Source organism: Bacillus sp. FSL K6-0923, assembly GCF_038630825.1.
Classification (GTDB): domain Bacteria; phylum Bacillota; class Bacilli; order Bacillales; family Bacillaceae; genus Bacillus; species Bacillus pumilus.
In genome coordinates this window covers 701,819-724,603 of the sequence record NZ_CP152044.1, presented here as the reverse complement: position 1 = coordinate 724,603, position 22,785 = coordinate 701,819, and the positions used below count along the sequence as shown (strand labels likewise).

General features: G+C 41.7%; 18 protein-coding genes. 3 read left to right on the top strand and 15 right to left on the bottom strand.

Features of this window, described 5'->3' with window-relative positions; genetic code table 11:
* Positions 1 to 3: 3 nt before the first annotated feature.
* The 13 genes from MHI16_RS03690 to MHI16_RS03630 form a co-directional block, all read right to left on the bottom strand.
* A complete protein-coding gene (locus tag MHI16_RS03690; RefSeq protein ID WP_058015505.1) occupies positions 4 to 1,146 on the bottom strand; it encodes an acyl-CoA dehydrogenase family protein in 1,143 nt (380 codons plus the stop codon).
* Complete coding sequence (locus MHI16_RS03685; protein WP_003214412.1) at positions 1,133 to 1,402, bottom strand: acyl carrier protein; 270 nt, start codon at positions 1,400 to 1,402, stop codon at positions 1,133 to 1,135. Before MHI16_RS03685 ends, MHI16_RS03690 begins: the two co-directional genes overlap by 14 nt.
* A 27-nt stretch (positions 1,403 to 1,429) precedes the next feature.
* A complete protein-coding gene (locus MHI16_RS03680) occupies positions 1,430 to 2,485 on the bottom strand; it encodes an HAD-IIIC family phosphatase (RefSeq protein ID WP_058015506.1) in 1,056 nt (351 codons plus the stop codon).
* Positions 2,486 to 2,499: 14 nt separating this feature from the next.
* The gene (locus MHI16_RS03675) at positions 2,500 to 3,357 is read right to left on the bottom strand and encodes a 3-hydroxyacyl-CoA dehydrogenase family protein (protein ID WP_058015507.1); all 858 of its coding nucleotides are present in this window, start codon (positions 3,355 to 3,357) and stop codon (positions 2,500 to 2,502) included.
* Positions 3,354 to 4,064, bottom strand: coding sequence for an alpha/beta fold hydrolase (locus MHI16_RS03670; RefSeq protein WP_058015574.1), 711 nt, complete (start codon positions 4,062 to 4,064; stop codon positions 3,354 to 3,356). Before MHI16_RS03670 ends, MHI16_RS03675 begins: the two co-directional genes overlap by 4 nt.
* Positions 4,061 to 5,041: a C39 family peptidase gene (locus MHI16_RS03665; protein ID WP_058015508.1), complete on the bottom strand. Its 981-nt coding sequence runs from the start codon at positions 5,039 to 5,041 to the stop codon at positions 4,061 to 4,063. The genes MHI16_RS03670 and MHI16_RS03665 overlap by 4 nt, the downstream gene beginning before the upstream one ends.
* Entirely contained in the window at positions 5,004 to 6,545 is a 1,542-nt protein-coding gene (locus MHI16_RS03660; RefSeq protein WP_061407016.1) for a serine hydrolase domain-containing protein, read from the bottom strand. The genes MHI16_RS03665 and MHI16_RS03660 overlap by 38 nt, the downstream gene beginning before the upstream one ends.
* Positions 6,542 to 11,011, bottom strand: coding sequence for an amino acid adenylation domain-containing protein (locus tag MHI16_RS03655; protein ID WP_342498092.1), 4,470 nt, complete (start codon positions 11,009 to 11,011; stop codon positions 6,542 to 6,544). Before MHI16_RS03655 ends, MHI16_RS03660 begins: the two co-directional genes overlap by 4 nt.
* 91 nt (positions 11,012 to 11,102) lie before the next feature.
* Positions 11,103 to 12,302, bottom strand: a complete 1,200-nt coding sequence (locus tag MHI16_RS03650) for an MFS transporter (protein ID WP_058015576.1) — start codon at positions 12,300 to 12,302, stop codon at positions 11,103 to 11,105.
* A 133-nt stretch (positions 12,303 to 12,435) separates the two neighbouring features.
* A complete protein-coding gene (locus MHI16_RS03645) occupies positions 12,436 to 13,596 on the bottom strand; it encodes a CamS family sex pheromone protein (RefSeq protein WP_235567085.1) in 1,161 nt (386 codons plus the stop codon).
* A gap of 42 nt (positions 13,597 to 13,638) precedes the next feature.
* Positions 13,639 to 15,645: an NAD-dependent DNA ligase LigA gene (gene ligA / locus MHI16_RS03640; RefSeq protein WP_058015510.1), complete on the bottom strand. Its 2,007-nt coding sequence runs from the start codon at positions 15,643 to 15,645 to the stop codon at positions 13,639 to 13,641.
* A gap of 44 nt (positions 15,646 to 15,689) precedes the next feature.
* Positions 15,690 to 17,912 (bottom strand): DNA helicase PcrA, encoded by a 2,223-nt coding sequence (pcrA, locus tag MHI16_RS03635; RefSeq protein ID WP_012009165.1) that lies wholly within the window; start codon positions 17,910 to 17,912, stop codon positions 15,690 to 15,692.
* A 57-nt stretch (positions 17,913 to 17,969) separates the two neighbouring features.
* Positions 17,970 to 18,662: a heptaprenylglyceryl phosphate synthase gene (locus MHI16_RS03630; RefSeq protein ID WP_058015577.1), complete on the bottom strand. Its 693-nt coding sequence runs from the start codon at positions 18,660 to 18,662 to the stop codon at positions 17,970 to 17,972.
* 272 nt (positions 18,663 to 18,934) lie between these two features.
* Between MHI16_RS03630 and MHI16_RS03625 the strand changes: the two genes are divergently transcribed.
* Positions 18,935 to 19,348, top strand: a complete 414-nt coding sequence (locus MHI16_RS03625) for a DUF2283 domain-containing protein (RefSeq protein WP_058015511.1) — start codon at positions 18,935 to 18,937, stop codon at positions 19,346 to 19,348.
* On the opposite strand, the gene MHI16_RS03620 is transcribed toward MHI16_RS03625, so the two are convergent.
* Positions 19,329 to 19,559 carry a hypothetical protein gene (locus MHI16_RS03620; RefSeq protein WP_058015512.1) on the bottom strand — a complete coding sequence of 77 codons (231 nt, stop codon included), beginning with the start codon at positions 19,557 to 19,559 and terminating at the stop codon, positions 19,329 to 19,331. The two genes, MHI16_RS03625 and MHI16_RS03620, sit on opposite strands and share 20 nt — an antisense overlap.
* Before the next feature lie 139 nt (positions 19,560 to 19,698).
* Here MHI16_RS03620 and MHI16_RS03615 point away from each other — a divergent pair, with 139 nt between their 5' ends.
* Both MHI16_RS03615 and MHI16_RS03610 read left to right on the top strand, forming a co-directional pair.
* Positions 19,699 to 21,279 carry an FMN-binding glutamate synthase family protein gene (locus MHI16_RS03615; RefSeq protein ID WP_058015513.1) on the top strand — a complete coding sequence of 527 codons (1,581 nt, stop codon included), beginning with the start codon at positions 19,699 to 19,701 and terminating at the stop codon, positions 21,277 to 21,279.
* A 102-nt stretch (positions 21,280 to 21,381) separates the two neighbouring features.
* A complete protein-coding gene (locus MHI16_RS03610; RefSeq protein WP_058015514.1) occupies positions 21,382 to 21,891 on the top strand; it encodes a DUF3916 domain-containing protein in 510 nt (169 codons plus the stop codon).
* Positions 21,892 to 22,007: 116 nt separating this feature from the next.
* Here MHI16_RS03610 and MHI16_RS03605 read toward each other — a convergent pair whose 3' ends face one another.
* Positions 22,008 to 22,322 (bottom strand): YerC/YecD family TrpR-related protein, encoded by a 315-nt coding sequence (locus MHI16_RS03605; protein WP_058015515.1) that lies wholly within the window; start codon positions 22,320 to 22,322, stop codon positions 22,008 to 22,010.
* Positions 22,323 to 22,785: the final 463 nt, after the last annotated feature.

Here is a 22,785-nt window from a genome sequence, read left to right as displayed (position 1 = left end):
TCTCTAAGAATGTTTCACGAAATAATGGCGTAAACCATAGTTAGCAATAACCTGCTGCTGAATTTGCGAAGTCCCTTCAATAATTTCAAGCACCTTCGCTTCACGATATAGTCTTGAAGCTGAGTTTTCCCGGCTAAATCCACTTCCGCCATGAATTTGGACATTTGTATTTGTAATGTCAACAGCGATTTTAGAAGTGAAATATTTTGCAATGGATGTTTCTGTGATCGCATCAGGATGATTCGCTTCTCTCATTTCCCCAGCCTTTAGGCATAAAGCTCTCGCTGCATGGAGCTGGGTCACTGCATCCCCGATCATGCCTTTGATCATTTGATGCTTGTACAATTTTTCATTAAACTGTGTTCTTTTACGCGAATACGTGACAAGAGAATCAACAGCTTCTTGTGCGATGGCAAGCCCTGCCCAAGCGACACTGTATCTTCCATGGTCTAATGCAAGTGACACCACATGGTTAAATCCGCCCCCAACTGGTCCTAAGACACAGTCTTCATGCACCCGGACATGATCAAAGGTCATTTCCGCTAAATATGACGCTCGGTTGGCCATCATTCCTGTAATTCTCTCAATCTCTACACCCGGCTGATCTCGATCGACAAGGAATGCCGTGACTTGTTCACCGTCTCTTGCAATCACAATAAAGAAATCGGCAATCGCTCCAAAGGAAATCCATTTTTTCGTCCCATTTAATACATAGGATTGTCCTTCCTTTTGATAGCTTGTTTCAACATGATTGGCATCTGAACCAATATTCGGCTCTGACAAAGCAAAGGCTCCGATTTTTTCTCCTTTAGCTAATTCAACAAGCCAGCCTTGTTTTTGATCTTCTGTTCCATAACGAAGAAGGGCTTCTCCTACAAGTGAATTTACTGTCAATAATGTGCGTACATTACAACAAGCTTTTCCCACTTGTTCTGTGAACTGTCCATATGCGATCGGATCAAGCCCCAGCCCTTGATAGGAAGAAGGGATACCTGCTGCCAAGTAGCCTCGTTTCGCCATATCTCGAATCAGTGACTCTGGCAAATGTTCCGTCTCATCGAATTCATTGGCAAACGGACGGATATGTTCATCGCAATACTGACGAATGTCTTCAATGGCATTGATCGTTTGTTCAGCTGTTTTCATGAAGAGCCGCCCCCTGTTGTTTTCTCTCAATTAAGGCGACAATGCGATTGACCGTACTAAAATGAGCAATGTCGAGGTCTTCGTTGTCTAATTGGAATTGAAAATCATGTTCGATATAGTTCACTAGTTTCATCGCAAATAGAGAATTCACAAAGCCTTGTTCAAAAATATGATCATCATTTCCAAGCTCAATTTCCTCATCAAATACCACTAGGTTTTGCTCGATATAGGCTCTTACTTGTTCGTGTAGGTTCATGATTTAATCTCCTCGCTTTTCGCTTTTTTATTGTTTGGCTGGGTCTTTCTGATTTAATTCGATATTGACATCTACGTATTCTGGGAAAGGCTGTATCATGCTTAAATCATTTTCAAACAAGATATAGCCATCCTCCCCCTTCTCAATTTCTTTGAAATTGGCAAACTTATATGTGATGTACATCATACGGTTTCGATCGGTTTGTTTAAAATCAGCGACAAGCCGCTTTCCTCGCTTTTTCGCTTCTTGCAAAATCGTTGTGAGTAAGATGGTCCCGACACCACGAGACATGACGCGGCAAGACATAAGCAGCAGTTTAACATGCCATGTGTCACCTGTTTCTTCTATTAATGAAAGTCCAATTTTTCCATAGGAACCGAATTTATCTTCAAGTTCACAGACAAGCAGCAAGTGGGAATCTGATTGACGGAAGAAATCAAGCTCTTCATAATCGTAGGTTTTCCCGCTCGCATTTAATTGATTGGTACGGACGGTCAATTCTTCAGCGCGCTGGAGGTCTTGTTCTCCTGCTTCTGATATCACGAATTTCATTTGTAAAGACGCCAAGAATTTCTCAGGCGGCCCTTCATATTTCTCTTCTTCCTGCTGCCTTTTGTCCGCTTCTAAGTACATTCTTCTGCGTCGTCTAGCATCTTCTGTGATAAAGACTGGACGCAGGCGATCATCAGTGAGTAATGACAGATAATCCACTGCATCCCAGCACGTAATCTCTGGATGAACAGCCTTCACTTCTTCCCGCTCAAATGGCTGATCATCAATAAAGAGAATGGTATCTTTATGAATATTTAGGCGCTCACTAATTCTCTCTAATGAACTAGATTTGGCATTCCAATGAATCTCTGGATAGAGAAAGAAATGTTCAATTCCGAAGGCAGAAAGCTTTTCCTTCACGGCTGCTTCATCATTCCGGCTTGCTATAGAAAGAAGGATGCCACGCTTATCTAACTCTGTTAGTACTTTCTTCATCGATGGTTTTAACATCACTTCATCTGACTCAAGTAAAATTCCATCCCATAATGTATGATCTAAATCCCAGACAACACACTTGATTTGCTTAGCCATTGGTTATTCTCCTCTCACATGTCATATTGGAAAAAGCCCTTGCCTGATTTTTTGCCGTACTCGCCTGCATCAACCATTTTGACAAGCAGAGGACATGGGCGGAACTTCGGATCTTTGTAGCTCTCGTATAAAACAAGCAATGAATTCAAAATCGTATCAAGCCCAATTAAGTCTCCTGTCGCAAGTGGTCCCATTTTATGACCGAAACCTCCGCGGAAAATTTTATCGACATCCGCTGGCGTGGCGACTTGATCTTGCACCGCCCAAATCGCTTCATTGATTGTCAGCATCAGCACACGGTTGGAAACAAATCCAGGAAAATCATGCACCACAACTGGTGTTTTATCAAACGATTTCAAGAAACCTTTTGCCGTTTCCACTGTTTCATCAGAAGTGGCTTTTCCTCTAATCACTTCAACTAACGCTTTAAGAGGAACAGGGTTCATAAAGTGCGCCCCAATGACATTCTCAGGATGATGCATAAGGGACCCTACCTTTGTGATCGAGATACAGCTTGTGTTTACAAAATAGATGGTTTCTTTCGCACAAATATCTCGCAGCTCTTCATAAATAGGTTTTTTTATCTCCCAATCTTCCGTCACATTTTCAATGACGATATGCGCATCATGTAAGCCTTCAAGTGAAGTTGACAGCTGGATTTGAGACAGAACATCCTCTAAAGACAATGAGATTTTCTCCTTTCGCACAAATTGAACCAGTTGATAGGTCTTCTTGATTTTTTCCAGCGCTTCGTTTAATTTTTCTTCTGTGACATCAACTAATGTGACTTGATAGCCATTTGCTGAAAGGTCTAATGCCATATCAGCCCCCATGACACCTGCTCCAATCACGCCTACGTGCTTCGTGTTCATTTCTCCAACACTCCAATTCGCTTTAAAATGACATTGATTTTTTCTACGACTTCATTTGTTAATGAATGAATAAAAAAGTGATCTCCATCGAATTCGAAAAACGCACAATCTTCGCTTGTATATTGATCCCAATCCTCTAAATCAAACAGCACAGAAGGCAAATCACGCGTACCATAAAAAATAGAAATTGGACAAGCAGCTGGAACGACTTCATCACACAAATAGGTCTCCAAAAGCTGAAAGTCTGCTCTTAAAATCGGCAGAAAGAAATCAAGCACTGCATGGTTATCAGCAAGTTCCTCAGGAACGCCTCCCATCGCAATGATCGCCTCTTTTAATTTGGAATCTGACAGCTGATGATAGACTTTCTTTTCTGGAATATGTGGCGGGAAGCGCCCAGAATAAAAGACATGGACAGGCTCTCTGTTTAACCTTGTTTTCATTCTTTTTTGTAATTCATATGCAAGGACGGCTCCCATGCTATGACCGAAAATGGCATAGGGCTCTCCTTCTTTCAAGGAAGATGATGCCTGGTCATAGAGATCATCTGCGACCTGCTGTAAATCGGTTAGAACAGACTCTGTCATTCTTGTCCCGTGCCCAGGGAGTTCAAGGGCATGAATTTCTATCGACCGGTCTATATAAGATTTCCACGTACTGAATACGGTACTTGCTCCACCTGCGTACGGTAAGCAAAATAATTTCACGATACGCCACACTCCCTTTTGCATTTCATTTCCAATTCCTCCAGCCAGTGTTTTTCATCATGAATGATTTGTTCTAAAGAAGCTTTGATATTGGCTTGGTACCTACTAGACATCTCACCTGAAAAAAGGAGTTTCGCTGCCTGATGCCTCGCTTTCTCCCATTCTGCTAAAATACGTTCCATCCATCCCACCAGCTCAGGTAGATCGTCTTTGATGAGATTCAGTCGATACAGCTCCACTTTCTTCGTATTGATGATCTGATTGAAAGACGCCACGAGCCTCTCAATATCATCCCATTGCGAAAACTGCTCATAAAATGTTTCAAGAGCTGTGATTCCTTTTTCTATTGCGTCTATCTGACCATGCATATTTCTCAGGAAATAAGTCGTTTTTTGATTAAATAACTCAGTCGAGAGCTTGTCTGGATCAAAGTAGAAAGCCGCATAGGAATGAAATTGATCATTCGGCTGAAAATGATCATGAAAGGTGTCATACCCTTTCTGTACATCTTTAAATGACAGCACTTGATGCTCGTAAGACAAATTATCTAAATGCCGATTCTCTAATACGTGAAAGATTTGCTGATTTTCATCGAATCCAGTGATTAAAATGGAATGACGGCTATGGGTTGTCAAATACTCTTTTCTGCCTCGCTGAACGTAAGGGTCTACCCAAACGATTACCGGGCGGTCACATGTCACATCTTGCTTGACCTTTTCAATGAGGTTGGGACAATACGCCATTTTTTCGACTTGAATGCCTTGTGCATTCATAATTTTTTCTGGATCGTGTGCCGACATCCAGTCAATCTGTAGCAAGCCATTCTCTGTAAGCACGTAGGCAAATTGATCATTTAGTAAGTATGGAGCAACTTCTTGATTATGCAGCTTCACAATTGGAAAAAAGCAATTGAAGAAACAGCTGCGATAAAACAAATCATTATAAGGATGAATGCCCGAAATCTGTTTGACGGTCATCTTTTTTTCCTCTCTTTCCAGCAGGAGATGTCACCATAAATCCTTTGATGAAACCAATCGTACAAAACCAAATGAAAAACAAATAATAAGAAATCGCTAATTCAATGAGAGAGGAAGGTCCCCATACAAAAGTCATTTTCCAAGGCAGCCCATTAAAGGCTAGCTGCGCAACAATCATTGGCAGGAGCAATATCCCAATTAGCAGCAGCACCCAGCCGCTACTTTTCAGCCAGACGCGCAGTGACATGTCTCTGCGAACTAAAGCGCCGTTTTTTACACGCTTTTTCCACTTGATAAAACGAACGATAGACACTATTTGCAGCAAAATGAACAGACATGTGGCACCAAGGCTCAATTGATCAATGAGCTGAAAAGGATCCATTGATGACTCTGCTTCTTCATTTGTACCTGTGATTGTTTTGGCAATTAGACGTGCCGTTTGCTCCGTGTAGCTACTATTCATATTTGCTAACACTCCGATCGCAATCCCTTCTTTTGGCTGGATCAGAAAAAATGATGAATAGTTTGGGTTAGAGCCTGCATGAAAAAGCGAGTCCACCTGCTCATGCGCCTTTTCTATATACCAGCCGGCATTGTAATAGACATGCTTCCCTTCTTCTGGGACATTCACAGTTAAGTGATCAGGATTTTTTACAAAGCGAGACCAAGTTGAATCGGTCAATTGATATTGCAGCCAAGTCCCCACATCCTGACTATTCATCACAATATAGCCTGCAGGGGTGTTACCTCGATATTCTGGTGCTTTAAAAACATGCGGAGCAAGGAATTGAAGTTTAAATCCTTCTGAGACAGCACCGGATTTCATCCGTTTTAGCCCAGCCTCGGTTTGGTCAAGATGATGCCTTTTAAATAGCTCTTTCATATAAGCCTCATACGATGTTCCTGTTACATTTTCAATGATGAGACCAAGGACATCATAGTTGATGGTCGCATATTCAAAGGAACTGCCTGGCTTACGATTAAGCTCGATTGATTTCAGCTGATCAACTGTTTTTTTCAATGCATCCTTTGTAGTATCAGGCTGGATCAGCGCAATAGATTGAAAAGGAATGCCGCTTGTGTGATGCATTAATTGCTCCACCGTTAAACGCTGAGGCTTTCCATTGTATGTTGGAAAAAAACCTGGAATATAGCTGCTCACCGGATCTTTTAAATGAAGTTTTCCTTGCTTCTCTAACTCCACAATCGCAAGAGCGGTAAACGCTTTTGATGTAGATCCAATTTCAAAGAAAGTGCTGGCTGTCACTTGCTTCTTTTTCTTTCGATCCGCATATCCAAAGCCTTTTTGGTACACCACTTCGTCCTTTTTCACAACCACAACGGACATGCCTGGAATGCGTCCAAGCTCCATCTGTTGCTCTATCACTTGATCAATGGTTTTAGATGAAATCGCTGCTTTTGCATGTATCCCCCCGGCAAAGCTGCTTATCCATAAGATCGCTAATAAAAATGAAAGATACATAACATACTGATTTTTCCTCATGTAAATAATGAATCCATTTCTTCAAGGGACATATCCACTGTTTCAAAATCAGACGGTGTAAATTCGATTCCTTCTTTCTCTAAGCAATGCTGTACAAGACGCTCAATTTGCTGTTCTACCGCTTGCAATAGCTGCGTCATGTCTGTTTCACACAGCTGTTTTTCGCTGAAAGAAAGATGGAAAATCAGCTGACCACCCTTGATGGTAGCGACCATATCGATGACGGTTGTTAATGGATTATCCAATGACGAGTCAATCCCCGATGTAAAGTAAGACATCTCATAATCAGATGATTGTTTAAGCACTTGATCAATTTCGCCTAGATAGTTAAAACGTAATTGTGGTGCTGAATGACGAGGAAGCTGCTGATTGATGAGTGACAACAGCCCATAGTCTGCACCTTTATTTGGCACTTCTCGTATCGTTTCTTTGACAACACGTATGTGATCTGAAAGAGATTCAGACACATGGACATTCACAGGGTACATGGTGGTGAACCAGCCGAACGTTCTAGATACATCGATCTCATCCTCTACAGCATCCCTGCCATGACCTTCTAATTCCAAAGAAATCCGCTCTTGATTCGTTTGCTGATAACAGGCTTGCGTCAAGGCTGAAATTAACAGTTCATGCGGCTGCGTTTGATACGCTTGATTCGCTTGATTGAGCAATTGATTCGTGAGTTCCACTGATAATGCGTTGGTTAATTTGATTTCGTCTCTGACATATCCCTCATTTGAGGAAACTGGATACAGAGGCTGAATATTTTGCACCGCTTTTTGCCAATAGCTGACCGACTCTTTTACACCCTCTGATCCTGCATACTGATTCACCCGCTCGGCAAATGTTTGATAGGAATGGGTTTTAGACGGAAGTACTTCTGCTGTAACCTTCTCTGCATGCAATAATTGAATCAAGTCCTCCACAAGAATTTGCCAAGACATACCGTCAGCTAATAGATGATGGGCGGCAAAGATGAGATGTGATTGAGAATCAGTTTGACATAGCGCTGCCTGAATCAATGGTCCTTGATAAAGATGAGTCCGTTGCTTGACCTGATATCCTACTTCTTGTAACGCTTCTTCCACATTCTCTTCTGACAGTGCTGTGAAATCGTGTATCATCAGCGGAATCTCTTGAATGTGTTCATCATAATAGAGTGTGTTTGTTGCCTCATGTACTTTTAACCTTAGTCCGTCATGGTGAATGACGAGCTCTTTGAGAGCTTTCTGCACAATAGTTTCATCCATCTTTTTCTTTGAATGAACAATGATGGATTGATGCCAGAAATGTTCATCTTTTAACCGCTGGGACCAGAACCATTCGATAATTGGGATCGATTTCACATCACCCATAGCTTGCTCTTGTGAGATATATATGACAGGTTCCTGCTGAACCACTTGTGCCATTTCTCTAAAAATGGGATAAGTAAAAAGATCCTTGGTTTTTAAATAAAGTCCTTTGTCTTTTAACTTCGCAATAAATTGAATCGCCTTAATGGAATCTCCGCCAAGCTGATAAAAATGATCAGCCGGTTCGATTGTTTCATGCCCTAAGATGTCTTTTGCTGTATTTACGATGATCTCTTCAATGTCCGCTGTTTCCTTGGACCACTCAACAGCTGTTTCCACTTGAGACAGCAATGGATCAGGCAGTGCTGTCCGATTGATTTTTCCGTTTTGAGTGAGCGGGAGCTCGTCTAGTACAACAAAATAGGCAGGTACCATATAAGCTGGAAGCTGATCTGATAATTTCTTTCTCAGTAAAAAGGACGTCGTCTTTTTTTCTTTTAATTCAATATAGGCAGCAAGCTGTTTTTCTCCTGATTCATCGGTTAGATCAATAACAGCTGCTTTATCAACTTCTTCAAGTGCCATCAATGCAAGTTCAATTTCACCGAGCTCAATCCGGTAGCCTCGCAGCTTGATTTGATGATCAATCCGGCCAATGTAATCAATCTTTCCATCATTTGCTCGTTTGGCGATATCACCTGTTCGATACATGCGGCGGCCGTTTACAAATGGATTGGGCAGAAAGCGTGATTCCTGCAAATCAGGTCTTTGCCAATACCCTCTGCCAACCCCTGCGCCTGAAATATAGATTTCTCCCACTGTCCCAGGCAACACAGCTTGCTGATTCCCATCTAAAAGGTAGATCTCTGTATTGGGCATTGGCACACCAATTGACACCGATGTCCCTCCATCATCTTGATGGAATTGATGAATCATACAGCCAACGGTTGCTTCAGTTGGTCCATATTCATTAAAGATGGATATCCTTCCATCACTTGCCTCTGTGATTCTTTTTGCCAAAGCGGTCGATAATTGTTCTCCGCCCACAATCATCCGTTTCACAACTGATTGAGAAAGTGCAGCATCAGTTAACAGTGCCATATGAGCTGGTGTCAGCTTGATGACTTTTGCTTTTTGATCAAACAAAATATGTTCTAATAAAAAGCCTGGCTGATCCTCTTGACGATAGATCACCACTGTACTGCCAATGACCAATGGCGTATAAATGGATGTCACAGTTAAATCAAATGCAATGGATGAATACAAGGCAAAATGATCATCTGGTGAATCAGTATAGTGTGTTTTAGCAGACATAATATAGTTTACTAAGCTTCCGTGCTCAATCATGACTCCCTTTGGCTGTCCTGTAGAGCCAGACGTATAAATCATATATGCGACGTCTTCATCATTCCCAGTGAATGGATGTTCCGCATTATACTGAGCGAGCTGATTCCACACGTTGCTGATATTGTACGTATCGCCATTAAATTGGTATGCAGATGCGTCATTTGTGAAAAACAGCTTTGCCTGGCTGTCATCCAAAATAAACTGAATGCGTTCCTCTGGATACTCAGGATCAATCGGTACATATGCGCCTCCAGCCTTTAAAATCCCCAGCAGCAGCACAATCAGTTCTGGTGAATGATTCATACATACGGCAACAAAGTCATGTCTTTGTAAGCCATGTGTTTGAAGAAAATGCGCCATTTGATTGGTTTTTCTCTCAAGTTCACCGTATGTCATGCTATGAGATCCGTCCTGAAGTGCAATCCGATCAGGAGAAGACGTTGACATGTTTGTGATCAATTCATGGATTTTTTGTTTCTGTGGAAATTGCACGCCTGTATCGTTCCATTGATATAGCTCCCGATGTTCCTCGTCTTCTGTCATGAGAAGTACGTCTTTTAACAGCTGCTTTGGCTGAGCAAGTATGGTTTCGACAAAGAGAAGCATTCTTTCGTGCAGAAAGTCGATGTCTTCATTGCTGTAATCTGAGATCTTGTAGTCATATTGAAGCTCGATTTGCCCTTTTTCATCCCATTCTTTCACAGCAACTTGTAAGCCATAGGGCTGGAAGCCATTGTAAAGCTCTATGTATTCAACTTTGTATCCTTCCATCTCCTGCACCATATTTGTGCTGTAGGAGTTGATATAGATTTGAAAAAGCTGATCATACCCTGCTTTTGCAAGCTCTAAATCTTTGACAAGTGCATCATAGGGATAACGCTGATGCAGGAAGTAAGCCTTATAGCTTTTTTGAACGTCTGTTAAACTTTCTAACAAAGATAGATGAGGATCCATCTTCATTCGGTATGGCATTGTACTCACGGTCATACCGGACGTGGCTTTTTCCTTTTGTCCGGAACGATTGAGAACTGGCGTCCCAATAATAAAATCTTTTTGCTGGTATCTTTTATGCAAGTAAATGAAAAGTCCTAAAGTAAATAAAGAGTTGATTGAACAATGATGGGTATCTATAAATTCATAGATTCGTTCTGAGAGTTGGCGATCAAGGTAATGGCTTTGCCGACGGCCTTTGATTTGGTCAGTTCCCTGTACCAAATAACTATTAGACACATCAGATAATGCTTCTTTCCAAAATTGCTGATCTTTTTTAAATCTTGGGGAGTTCCTATATTTTGATTCTTTATCAATAAATACAGAATGATTGTCTGCTTCTTGTTCGATAGAGGAGCTTTGGGTAAGAGCAGTGTAAAGCTGGCTAATTTTATCGATGATTACTTTCATCGACCATCCATCTGCTACTGTATGATGGCATTTGATGAAATAACCGGATTGTTGTTCACCGATTTTTAGTACCGCAAATTCGGCGAGAGAGGTTTCTGTTAATTGAAATGGTGTTTTGAAGGCTTTTTCGGCCCATTCTAGCATGTCTTCTTGTGTGGAAAACTCATAGGTAGGAATAGTGTGATCGGCGTTTGGGTCAACGTATTGAAGCGTTTCACCATCTTTCTCTATTAGCTTGAGACGAAGTGATTCTGTCATTATGATACAAGATGCAATGGCCTGCTTCAGTTTATCGAGCTGCAACGGCCCATTGACGAAAATGATCCCGCCAATATGATTGATCGGTGTTTCTGGATAAAATGTTTCCATGTTCATCACGCGCCGCTGCGGATGTGTTAATGGCCAATATACTAAACTACTAGTCAATTACGCCACCTCTACTTTTCATATAGTTAACATTTCTACGAACATATTAAAGCATATAATAGTATTTTTGTAAATAATTGAGATAAAATGTCTAAATTTGTTCATTTTTTAATCTAGACGCTAGGAAGGCCGACACAGTAAACAGGGCGACATTTATAAAAAAGACGACTCTTGCCCCAAAGAGATCGGTCATGGTACTCATAACGAGAATGGACATCCCGTATATAAAAGTTGATAGTGTATGTTGAGCTGATAGTATTTTGGGCAATTCAATTTCACTCAGTGTATCTTGTACATAGGTCCGAATGGAAATGCTGCGAAGCTGAAAGGCTGGCCCTAATAAAAAGACAAACAACAAACTCATCCATGCAGAATGATTCAATCCTAAACAAAGGGTTAGCACAGCAACGATCACCGAACTGTAAAAAATGTGATCAAACAAACGCTGTTCCACATGTTTTGCGAACCGCAGTACGAGCAGGCCGCCTAGAATGGTTCCGCCAAAATAGCTTGCGTTAATAAAGCCCCACCATGTTTCTGGCTGGTGTAAGACTTCTGTGACATACACAAGAATAATGGCACCAGTCCATATACTTCTACCACTCATGGATAGCATTTCTAATATCGTTAATGTTCGAATAGTAGGCTTAGCATACATGAGCTTCCATCCTGAAAAGACCCTTGTAGTAAATGATTCAGACTGTTGCTCTTGTTTAGCTGCAGCCCCAGTATCAATGATAAAGAGCATAGATAGGAGCGACAAACTGTATAAAACAAGTGTCGTCAATAGGAGAAACTGTGGTCCAAGAATGCCAATAAACAGCCCTCCTAACAGCCAGCCTAGTAAAAGGACCATTTGGTCAGAAGTTAAGATATAACTATTAGCTTTTAGTAAAAAGTTCTTTTCTACTAAACGCGGGATCATCGAATTTCGAACAGGAATCGTTCCTCCATCTATCAAAGAAAGGAAAAATACAATAATAAAAAAGAAAGGAATAGTAAAAGTTGATAATTGTAGAATATAAATGAAAATCAAGCAGCCGAAGAAAGCAATTTGACACATTTGTAAATAGATAATGAGTCTTTTTAGCTTAAATTGATACATAAAGAAAGGAATAAGTACCGCCCCAAGTGCTTGTCCAACAAACTGCGAGACAGCCACCATTGAAGCAATCAGTGTAGAATTTGTTAATTGATATGTCAGGATGGTTAAAACGAGGACATATAACGAATCCCCAAAATTAGCTAAGGATTGTCCCCCTAATAAAAAGTAAAATGATTTGTTTTTCATATTTGTCTCCATTTTCTCTTCATTATCACCCATAATAATACATTATTTTCTACACTTCTACTTTTTATAACAATATATTCTTAATTTGATACATTTTTCCTAATTTAAAAAACCGCCAAAAGGCGGTTTTTATTTAGTCATATATATGGATGGTTGGTTCTTTGTCTTCAGCATTTTTCGTGATCAAGGCTTCTTGTTGATCTGATGATGTGATGTTAATTTCGATATTGGTACTCTTATAGTAATCCATCACTTCACCTGTTAAATATTGCGTGAAGGCTACGACTTCCGTTTTTCCGTAGAACTGCATTGGAATTTCGACTTTCATTTTTTGCAGGTTCCCGTTTTTGTAAAAGCCTTTTCCTACGACACCCGTGTAATTCGGGAAGTAGTCTTCGACTTTTGTTTTGAAGCGGTCAAATCGCTCGGAATCATCTTTGTAGTTGCCTTTCGCATTATCTGAAGGGAAGAAGACATTCTCCTCTTTGATCGTATCCCAATTGCCAATATCAGCTGAGCCTGCTTTCACATCTGTTTTGGCGATAAAGTTTCCTGGCACGATAGATGATTTTGGTGCTTGCTTATAAAGGGCAATCATGACAGGCACTTTTTGCAGCCCATCCATTTGACGAATTCGTTTGATCACTTGTTCAGCAATTTTTTCGCCTTCTGACAGTAGTTTCTTTGAATTTTTCGAAGAATCGATCGTCACTTCTTGCTGCGGATCACCGATATTTTCACGGTAATAATAAACAGAGTTCAGCGCAAGTCCAATGACAACTCCGCCAAGCTGTAAGCTGTTTTTATCTTTTCGAATTAAGTAATTATGCTCTAGCATCGAAGCTAAGTAAATTGGACTATTTTCATTTTTAGACTTTGTTGAACCTGAGTTCGGGAGAGCAGGATTTAAGCCTAAATTCTTAAAGTCCTTATCTTCTTTTTCTGCCTTTTTCAGATCACTGCCTGTTTTTTTGCGCGCCAGCCAGCTGAGGACAGTGTCCTCATCTAAATGCTGTCCTTCTTGGAAAAGGTAGTCGTTTGTATTAAATGACTCTGTTGCGAGACGCATGAGTCCTGTTTCAAATTCATCGATGTCCAAGCGTGTGTTGAGACGCTCTGCTGTTAATCCTCTCGCAGCTCCTTGTTTAAACGGCAGCACCATTTTGTAATAAGAGTCAGAGATATTGTACATCGGGATGATGGCTGTTTCCTTCGTTTCATCCGTTTTTTGTGTGACCTCTTCCTCATCCTTTCCCCCAAAAGGTGCACACGCTGACAATACCAGTGTGAGCATTGTCAGCAGCAATAACAACTTTTTCAATAGAAAACACTCCTCTTATTTCTTTAGCTCCTCGAGCATTTTAGCTTCGTCCCAAATTTCAATATTGAGTTCTTCTGCCTTTGTCAGCTTACTTCCCGCTGCTTCTCCAGCAATGACTAAATCTGTTTTTTTACTCACACTACCTGCCAGTTTACCGCCTAATGCTTCGATCGCTTCTTTTGCATCGTTTCGCGCCATTTCTTCTAATTTCCCTGTCAGCACAATGGTTTTGCCTGCAAAATAGGAATCACTTTCTTCAACCTTCACCGGTTTTGGTCCTGTATAGGTCATATTGACCCCAAGCTCTTTTAGTTCATTTAGCAGATTGAGTATTTCTTCTTTCTCAAAGTACGTGACGACAGCATCAGCCATTTTTTCACCGATTTCATCGACTTCGAGTAATTGTTCTTTCGTCGCTTGCTTTAATTGATCGATATCGCCGAAATGCATCGCCAAGGTCTTTGCCGCTTTAGAGCCAATAAATCGGATACCGAGTCCAAATAGTAAACGCTCTAAAGAGTTTTCTTTCGATTGCTCAATCGAACGCAGTAAATTATCGACAGATTTTTCGCCCATTCTCTCAAGTTGAATGAGCTCTTCTTTCGTTAATCGGTAAAGATCGGACACACGAGAGACAAGCTGTTCTTGGAAAAGCTGTGTAATGACACGCTCGCCAAGCCCATCAATGTTCATTGCATTGCGGGAAACAAAGTGAATGAGTCCCTCACGTATTTGGGCAGGACATTCTGGATTGATGCAGCGTAAAGCTACTTCGCCTTCAATTCTCACAAGCTCACTATGACACTCTGGGCATTCAGTCGGCATGTGAAACGGCTTTTCTTCTCCTGTACGCTGATCGATCAGTACGCCTGCGACTTCCGGAATAATATCGCCCGCTTTTTTCACAATCACTTGATCAAAAAGGCGAATATCCTTTTCTTTGATCAAATCTTCATTATGAAGAGAAGCACGCTGCACTGTCGTTCCTGCTACTTTGACAGGCTCAAGGATCGCCGTTGGTGTGATGACACCTGTACGCCCGACACTTAGTTCAATATCAAGCAGCTTCGTCACAACCTCTTCAGCTGGAAACTTGTACGCAACCGCCCAGCGGGGACTTTTTGCTGTAAAGCCGAGCTCTTCTTGCTGTGCTAACGAATCGACTTTGATCACAATTCCATCGATTTCATATGAAAAGTCGGCACGCTTCGTTTTCAGTGTTTCAATGAGCTCAATCACTTCCTCAATCGTTTGGCACGTCCGTCTTTCTTTGTTCGTTTTAAAGCCAAGTTCGTCGAGAAGATCAAGTCCTTCGCTTTGCGATTCAACACCAATTTCATCAAGCTCCGCTATACTGTAGACGAAAATATCAAGGTTTCGTTTCGCCGCAATTTTTGTATCAAGCTGACGAAGTGAACCTGCCGCCGCATTACGCGGGTTTGCAAACGGCTCTTCTTCGTTTTGTAATCTTTTTTCGTTTAATGCTTCAAAAGAAGGTTTTGGCATAAATGCCTCGCCTCTCACTTCAATTGACAAAGGACGTTTGATTTTGAGCGGGATGGAACGAATGGTTTTGAGGTTTTCAGTAATATCCTCACCTGTTGTCCCATCTCCACGTGTAGCACCTCGGACAAACACGCCATTTTCATAACGGAGAGAAACAGCGAGTCCATCAATTTTCAGCTCGACATTGTATGCGATATCGTCACCGACTGCTTGACGAACCCGGCGGTCAAAATCAAGAAGGTCCTGTTCATTAAATGCATTCCCAAGGCTGAGCATCGGTGTGCCGTGACGCACTTTTTGGAAGGAGTCTAACACAGCGCCTCCTACTCTTTGCGAGGGAGAGTCCGCTGCTTTTAAATCAGTGTGCTCTTCCTCTAAAGAGATCAGCTCACGCATCCGCGCATCATATTCAGCGTCAGGAACACTTGGACGATCAAGTGTATGATATTCGTAGTTGTATTGGTTCAAAATCTCGTGCAGTTCCTCGATCCGGCGTTTCGCTGCTTCTTTATCCATCTGCTTCTTCCTTTCAATTCATCCGTTTTATAAGTCCTATTGGTTTATTGCTTCTCAATTGGCGCAAATGCTGCGAGAAGACGCTTAATGCCTGTAGGGCTTGGGAAGGCAATATCAAGCTCTGTGCTGTCTCCACTGCCTTTTACACTGACAACCGTTCCAACGCCCCATTTTTTATGAGCCGCTTTATCGCCCACAGCCCAGCCAATACTTCCGCCGCCTGTGTTTTGAATGGTTTGAGTTTGCGGACGTGAGACAGGTCCCCGTCTTTGCGGTCTTTCTCTTGTTTGGCCAAATGGTGTTTTCGTTTCTTTTTTCTCATTTAGGTTGTCCAATAAATCGGCTGGTATTTCTCGAATGAATCTTGATTCAAGGTTCATGTTTGTCCGGCCGAAGAGTGTTCTCATCTTGGCACTTGATAAATAGAGCTCTTCTTCCGCCCGTGTGATGCCTACATAAGCAAGGCGGCGCTCTTCTTCCATCTCTGCATCTTCCATTAATGAACGGCTGTGCGGGAAGACACCTTCCTCCATGCCCATTAAGAAGACAACAGGGAATTCTAGACCTTTTGCTGCGTGAAGCGTCATTAAAATGACCGCATCCTGATCTTCTTCCTCATTTTCATCCAGCTTATCGATATCTGCGACAAGGGCGAGATCTGTCAGGAAGGTCACAAGGGACTTGTCTTCATTTTGTTCTTCAAAGTTCTTAGTCACAGAGAGAAACTCGTCAATATTTTCTAGACGGCTTTGTGCTTCAATTGTTTTTTCTACCTTCAGTGCTTCACGATAGCCTGTTTTCTCTAGGATTTCTTCTGTTAATTCTGTGACAGATAAATAATCCTGCATATTTGTCATTTGATCAATGAGCTGTTTAAATTCATCAAGCGCATTGGCTGCCCTTGCACTGAGTCCAATGAAATCTACCTGAGCAAGTGCTTCAAACATAGACAGGTCATTCATCTCCGCATATGCCGCAATTTTATCAACAGATGTAGCACCGATTCCGCGCTTTGGTACGTTCACAATTCGTGCAAAGCTAATGTCGTCATCTGGGTTAGCTACTAGGCGTAAGTACGCCAAAATGTCCTTGATCTCTTTTCTATCATAGAACTTCGTGCCGCCGACAATGTTGTATTGAATGTTTGACTTCAATAATGTTTCCTCTATCACACGAGACTGAGCATTGGTCCGATAAAGAATCGCAAAATCGGATAATTTACGCTTGCCACTCTGATGAAGCTGATGAATCTTTCCAGCAACAAATTGTCCTTCACCGAATTCATTATCTGCACGGTAATAGGCAATCTTTGCTCCTTCATCATTTTCTGTCCAAAGATTTTTCGGCTTACGGTTTGAATTGTTTTGAATCACCGTGTTTGCGGCATTCAGTATGCGTTTAGTTGATCTGTAATTTTGCTCAAGCAAAATCACTTCACTAGAAGGATAATCTTTTTCAAAGGAGAGAATGTTTGTAATATCCGCTCCACGCCAGCGATAGATGGACTGATCTGAGTCACCGACCACACATATATTTTGAAAACGTTGAGCGAGCAGTTTCACAAGCATGTACTGCGCTCTGTTCGTATCCTGATACTCATCGACATGAATGTATTGAAATTTTCGCTGATAGTGTTCCAATACTTCAGGGATGCGCTCAAACAGACGAATCGTCATCATAATAAGATCATCAAAATCGAGTGATTGGTTCTTGAGTAATCGTTTTTGGTAATCTGTATAGACGTCGCTGACCACTTGATCATAGAAATCACCGGCTGTTTTGGCGTATTCCTCTGCGTCAATGAGTTCGTTTTTTGCACTGCTGATTGAACCTAAAATGCTGCGTGGATCAAACTTTTTAGGATCGATATTTCGTTCTTTTAAAATGTTTTTAATGACTGAAAGCTGATCAGACGTGTCTAATATAGAAAAGTTGCGATTTACCCCAATACGGTCAATATCGCGTCGTAAAATACGCACACACATGCTGTGGAACGTAGAGATCCAAATGTCATCCGCACCAGGCCCTAAAATGGCTTGTACACGCTCACGCATTTCACGTGCTGCTTTATTTGTAAACGTAATCGCTAAAATGTTCCACGGAGCCACATGCTTTTCTGCCATTAAGTAAGCAATTCGATGTGTGAGCACCCGTGTCTTTCCGCTCCCTGCTCCTGCCATCAAGAGTAGCGGACCGTCTGTTGCTTTGACCGCTTCTTTCTGCGCGTCATTCAGCCCTTCTAATAGATGATTCGATATTTCATTCATTCCATTCACCGCCAATTCGAACTTATGTTCTATTTTAACCCGTTTCGTCTTGTTTGACTATGATGATTTTTTGACTGCGCTCACTGTCTTTAATGCTTCTTTGAAATTGTCATAAATGACGTTTCCTACAACAACCACGTCCGCATGCTGTGCAAATTCTTCTGCCTGTTTTTCGTTTTCAATGCCTCCGCCATAAAAAAGAACCGTATCAGAAAGCACTGCTTTCGTTTCTTTCACAAGCTCTATATCTCCAAGCGTTCCGCTGTATTCTAGATAAAAAATGGGCAGCTTCATCAAATGCTCTGCCACTCTTGCATATGCTCTTACGTCATCGATGTCCAGCGCTGTATTTGCTTCTGTGAGCTTGGCCGCTTTACATTCTTCATTTAAAATCACATAGCCTTCAGGCACGATCTCTTCCATTGACATCAAATCACCGAATTCCTTCATCGCGTCCTTGTGAAGCCCAACAATCCAATCAGGGTGAGAGCTGTTTAAGACGGTCGGGATGAAATACAGATCGAAGCCCGGCACAATCATTTCATGTGTTGAGATTTCGAGCACACATGGCACAAGAAACCGGCGGACCTTTGACATCAACTGGAGCACGTTGTCCTCTGTCACATTGTCACTGCCGCCAATCAATATAGCATCCGTACCAGATTCACAAATCGCCTCTAGCTGCTCATCGGATATTTCTTTATTTGGATCGAGTTTAAAGACGTGCTTCCACTCGGTAACATCATACATGAAAAATGTTCCTCCATTCGTTTCATTCCATTTAAATATTATAACAAAATCAGTGACCGCAAAAAATGGGTAACCTCCTTCAGCTAAAAGTTTCATTCTTTTGAAAATGGTGTTCGTGACTTTAGGATAGAATGCTGAAAACATTTAGGAGCTGAGATGGCTGATCTTTGACCGTTCACTGATAGGAAAGCTTTGTATCACCACATGTTATTATACAATAAAGGGACATTTTACTATTGTTCAAAAAACCATACATAAAGCAGGTGACCCACTTGAAAAGAACCATCACATATGACCAAACGATCGACATCGGATACATCTATCTCCTGCCTGTGGGAATCGGGACAATCAAAGAAACCATTGAATTAGATGTGAATGAATGTGTAAACGCAGATATCGACAAAGAGGGCCGAGTAGCTGGTCTGGAGTTATTCGCAGAAGAAGCCGAGGTTTTGAAGCATGCACCTGTTTATGAGGATGAGCTTTCGTTACGTTTTACAGATCAGGACGTTCTCTCAACCTGTCATTTATCAGGCATTGAATTTCATTTCTCGACGCCTGAACACAAAGGGCTGATCGGTTTTACGATTGTCGATCCTCTTCGATATAACATCAAAAGAAAGACAAGAAAAAACCGTTTTGAATGGTCAAAACGGTTTTTCCAAACTATTGTCTCACTTCATTGAAATAATGGACGGATGTCATGGCCCCTTCATCGACCATTTTGTTGTCTTGAATATCTAATGGATCAGGGTGTCCAGCTTTTTCAGGAATCTTTTCATCTGAGCGGAACATGCTTGCCCATTTTTTGAGATGCTGTTTGTTTTTTACTGCTAATAACACAGCACCACCAACCCCTAATCCTGCAAGTACATACCCATTCGGACGCTTATTCATGTATGTTCCCTCCCCTTATGATCTTATTTGTAAGTTACCCCGCCTTTTCATTTCTAAACATCACAATCTGTTGAAGTGGTTTCTCTTTCAATGAAAAGTGGAATAACAACAGCAATGATAGAGAAAAGAGGGGATCTTCATGACAACAACTTTCATTGTCATTGGCGCACTATTAGTAATTTGTTTCATCATACCAATCATTTTATTCATCTGGATTTGGGTGCGAGATGAAAAACAGGAAGAGCATTCTGTCCTGCGAAATTATCCGGTCATTGGAAAACTGCGGTTTATTTTTGAAAAAATAGGACCTGAGCTTCGCCAATATCTGTTTCTGAATGATCGGGAGGAGCTTCCTTTCTCAAGAAGAGAATACGAGCAAGCTGTCATGTCTGGGAAGTACAAAAGCCGGACGATGGGCTTTGGATCAAAACGTGATTTTGACAAGCCTGGTTACTACATTCGCAACGTCCTATTTCCAAAGCAGCGAGATGAGTTACGCATCGATCAAACTGAAAAAATCCAAACAAAAGTGTACCAGATTGATCAAGACAATTTACTGCGAAGAAGTGAACATACCAAAGAGGTTGAAGCAAAACCTTACTATCTCCATCAAGACGATGTCCAAGTGATTGGCGAGCACACATGTCAAAAGCCTTTCCGTGTAAAAGGCCTGATTGGACAGTCTGCCATGAGCTACGGATCTTTAGGCGACAGGGCCATTACAGCACTATCCTCTGGATTAAAGATGGTCGGCGGTACGTGGATGAACACTGGTGAAGGCGGGCTTTCTCCCTATCACCTCAAGGGCGGAGCCGATATCATATGCCAAATTGGGCCCGGTCTATTTGGTGTGAGAACAGAGGATGGCACTTTTTCCTTTGAAGAATTTAAGAAAAAAAGCGAGCATGAGGAAGTCAAAGCCTTTGAGCTGAAACTGGCACAAGGAGCTAAAACACGCGGCGGTCATATTGACGGCAAAAAAGTCACCGAAGAAATTGCGAATATCCGTAAATTGCCGCCCCACCAATCCATTGACAGCCCAAACCGATTTGAGATGTTCCACTCCATTCCGGATATGTTTGATTTCATTGAACAGCTGAGAAGTATAGGTGGAAAGCCTGTCGGCATCAAGCTTGTGGTCGGACATAAAGAAAACATTGAAGAGCTTGCAGCGTACATGAAAAAAAGCGGAAAGCATCCCGATTTCATTACAGTGGATGGCGGAGAAGGCGGCACTGGTGCATCCTTTCATGAATTGGCAGATGCCGCAGGGCTGCCGATTTTCACGGCACTCCCAATGGTTCATCAAATATTGAAGGAATACGGTGTCAGAGATCAGGTAAAACTCTTTGCTTCTGGCAAACTTCTCTCACCTGATAAAATTGCAATTGCCCTTTCCATGGGTGCTGACTTTGTCAATATCGCACGAGGACTCATGTTTTCAGTCGGATGCATTCGCGCCCAAGTGTGCCACACGAATAAATGCCCAGTCGGGGTCGCCACAACTGATCCAAAGCTGCAAAAGGGTTTATCAATTGAAGAAAAGAAATACCGAGTTTGCAATTATATCCTTTCTCTAAGAGAAGGCTTGTTTAACTTATCCGCAGCCGCTGGAATTGAATCTCCCATTCATTTTAATGAGAAACATATTGTCTATAGACAAGAGGATGGTCAGACAAGTGAAGTGCCTATCTTTACAGGAACACAGCCATCCGTATAGTTTGAGAAAGGTGCGTTTTTGCACCTTTTTTTCAATTGACATTTTGGCTCAATCGCGTATAAAGAACTTAGGGCAAATGACCAGGAATTGGAGAGTTGGAGGATGCGTGAGAAAAAGGTTCGCGGGATGAAACGGAAGACGAATGAGATGGTGACAAGAATTGAGGAAAGTACACGAGAGTTCCCGGCAGATATTGAACAAAGTTATTGGCATCTGCCTCTACCGGTTGCTTATGATTTTATTTGTACAAGCAAAACACCTCAAAAAATCAAGCGATTGTCCATCCAGACACTGATAAATAGAGCTGAACATCTCATTGATTTGAAGCCAATTGATGGAGAAGTATATCGTGTCGTGGTTACAGTAGATGCCACTGAATTATGGGGTTCACAAATCATTGTGTTTAAAGGAGATTCCTATTTTAAAGACTTTTTCAATAGACATGATGATGATCAGAGTTGGCTGCCTCTTTCCGGTGCGAGAAACATTCAAAGGGAATGGGGTTTATCTGTGCCAAAGGATAGGCAAATCATAGGTTTTAAAGACATCATCGCTGACGAAGATGGCATCTCTTACGAAGGCGAAAGATGGTTTATCGGCGAGCTAAAATAAAAAACAGGACCCGCTTCACTCAGCCAGTCCTTGCTTGTCTTTTCAGCGCTCTTCATAAAAAAAACTGTAAACAACGCCATTCTTGTTGAAAAGGATTGTTTACAGTGAAAGCTGCTTTATTTTGTTTCGTCATTTGTCTGCTGTTCTGCTACGCGGTCAAGTGCCATCGTATAGGCATCATTTCCATAGTTCAAGCAGCGTTTGACACGTGAGATGGTTGCAGTGCTCGCACCTGTCTCCGTCTCAATTTTATGATACGTGTTCCCCTCGCGAAGCATACGCGCTACTTCAAGACGCTGTGATAAAGATTGGATTTCATTGATGGTACACAAATCATCAAAGAATCGATAGCATTCTTCCAGGTCTTTAAGGGATAAGATGGAGTTGAATAACTGATCTAAGCTTTTGCCCCTTAATTTATCAATTTGCATCTTTATACATCTTCTCCTTTACTATTGGCACCGCTTCGCACGACAATCTGCGGAGAAAGCGGTATCTTTCCTGACTAATTTTTTTCAACCTCAGCAATGAGCTTTGAACGAATCATGACAGGTTTGGTTATACGCTGGAAATGCCGTCAGTTCTTTCGTAAGCCGAAGCTTCTTTATCGTATACAAATTCGACAAGTTCTGTCATTTTCCTTGTTCGACAATCTGACAAACTTGTTTGCTTCCGATATCAAGATCACTTCTGCTTAATTAGGTCTGCCCTAAAAATACAGGCTGTGCGGAAAGCTCGGCGAGACCACAAACATGCGCCCCGCCTCGCTCATCAATTATTCAAAATATGTTGGTCGGCCAGCGTAACCGACAGATTCATTTTTCAATCAGGGCATTTCACTCGTCATGTCAAAGCCCTCTGCTTCAACAACTCCACATAAGCATTTTCACTTAC

What these genes read in the sequence shown, in the direction of transcription:
- MHI16_RS03690 (WP_058015505.1), bottom strand. Translation starts at nt 1,146, where the DNA reads ATGAAAACAGCTGAACAAACGATCAATGCCATTGAAGACATTCGTCAG.
- MHI16_RS03685 (WP_003214412.1), bottom strand. Translation starts at nt 1,402, where the DNA reads ATGAACCTACACGAACAAGTAAGAGCCTATATCGAGCAAAACCTAGTG.
- MHI16_RS03680 (WP_058015506.1), bottom strand. Translation starts at nt 2,485, where the DNA reads ATGGCTAAGCAAATCAAGTGTGTTGTCTGGGATTTAGATCATACATTA.
- MHI16_RS03675 (WP_058015507.1), bottom strand. Translation starts at nt 3,357, where the DNA reads ATGAACACGAAGCACGTAGGCGTGATTGGAGCAGGTGTCATGGGGGCT.
- MHI16_RS03665 (WP_058015508.1), bottom strand. Translation starts at nt 5,041, where the DNA reads ATGACCGTCAAACAGATTTCGGGCATTCATCCTTATAATGATTTGTTT.
- MHI16_RS03660 (WP_061407016.1), bottom strand. Translation starts at nt 6,545, where the DNA reads ATGAGGAAAAATCAGTATGTTATGTATCTTTCATTTTTATTAGCGATC.
- MHI16_RS03650 (WP_058015576.1), bottom strand. Translation starts at nt 12,302, where the DNA reads ATGAAAAACAAATCATTTTACTTTTTATTAGGGGGACAATCCTTAGCT.
- MHI16_RS03645 (WP_235567085.1), bottom strand. Translation starts at nt 13,596, where the DNA reads ATGCTCACACTGGTATTGTCAGCGTGTGCACCTTTTGGGGGAAAGGAT.
- ligA (WP_058015510.1), bottom strand. Translation starts at nt 15,645, where the DNA reads ATGGATAAAGAAGCAGCGAAACGCCGGATCGAGGAACTGCACGAGATT.
- pcrA (WP_012009165.1), bottom strand. Translation starts at nt 17,912, where the DNA reads ATGAATGAAATATCGAATCATCTATTAGAAGGGCTGAATGACGCGCAG.
- MHI16_RS03630 (WP_058015577.1), bottom strand. Translation starts at nt 18,662, where the DNA reads ATGTATGATGTTACCGAGTGGAAGCACGTCTTTAAACTCGATCCAAAT.
- MHI16_RS03620 (WP_058015512.1), bottom strand. Translation starts at nt 19,559, where the DNA reads ATGAATAAGCGTCCGAATGGGTATGTACTTGCAGGATTAGGGGTTGGT.
- MHI16_RS03615 (WP_058015513.1), top strand. Translation starts at nt 19,699, where the DNA reads ATGACAACAACTTTCATTGTCATTGGCGCACTATTAGTAATTTGTTTC.
- MHI16_RS03610 (WP_058015514.1), top strand. Translation starts at nt 21,382, where the DNA reads ATGCGTGAGAAAAAGGTTCGCGGGATGAAACGGAAGACGAATGAGATG.
- MHI16_RS03605 (WP_058015515.1), bottom strand. Translation starts at nt 22,322, where the DNA reads ATGCAAATTGATAAATTAAGGGGCAAAAGCTTAGATCAGTTATTCAAC.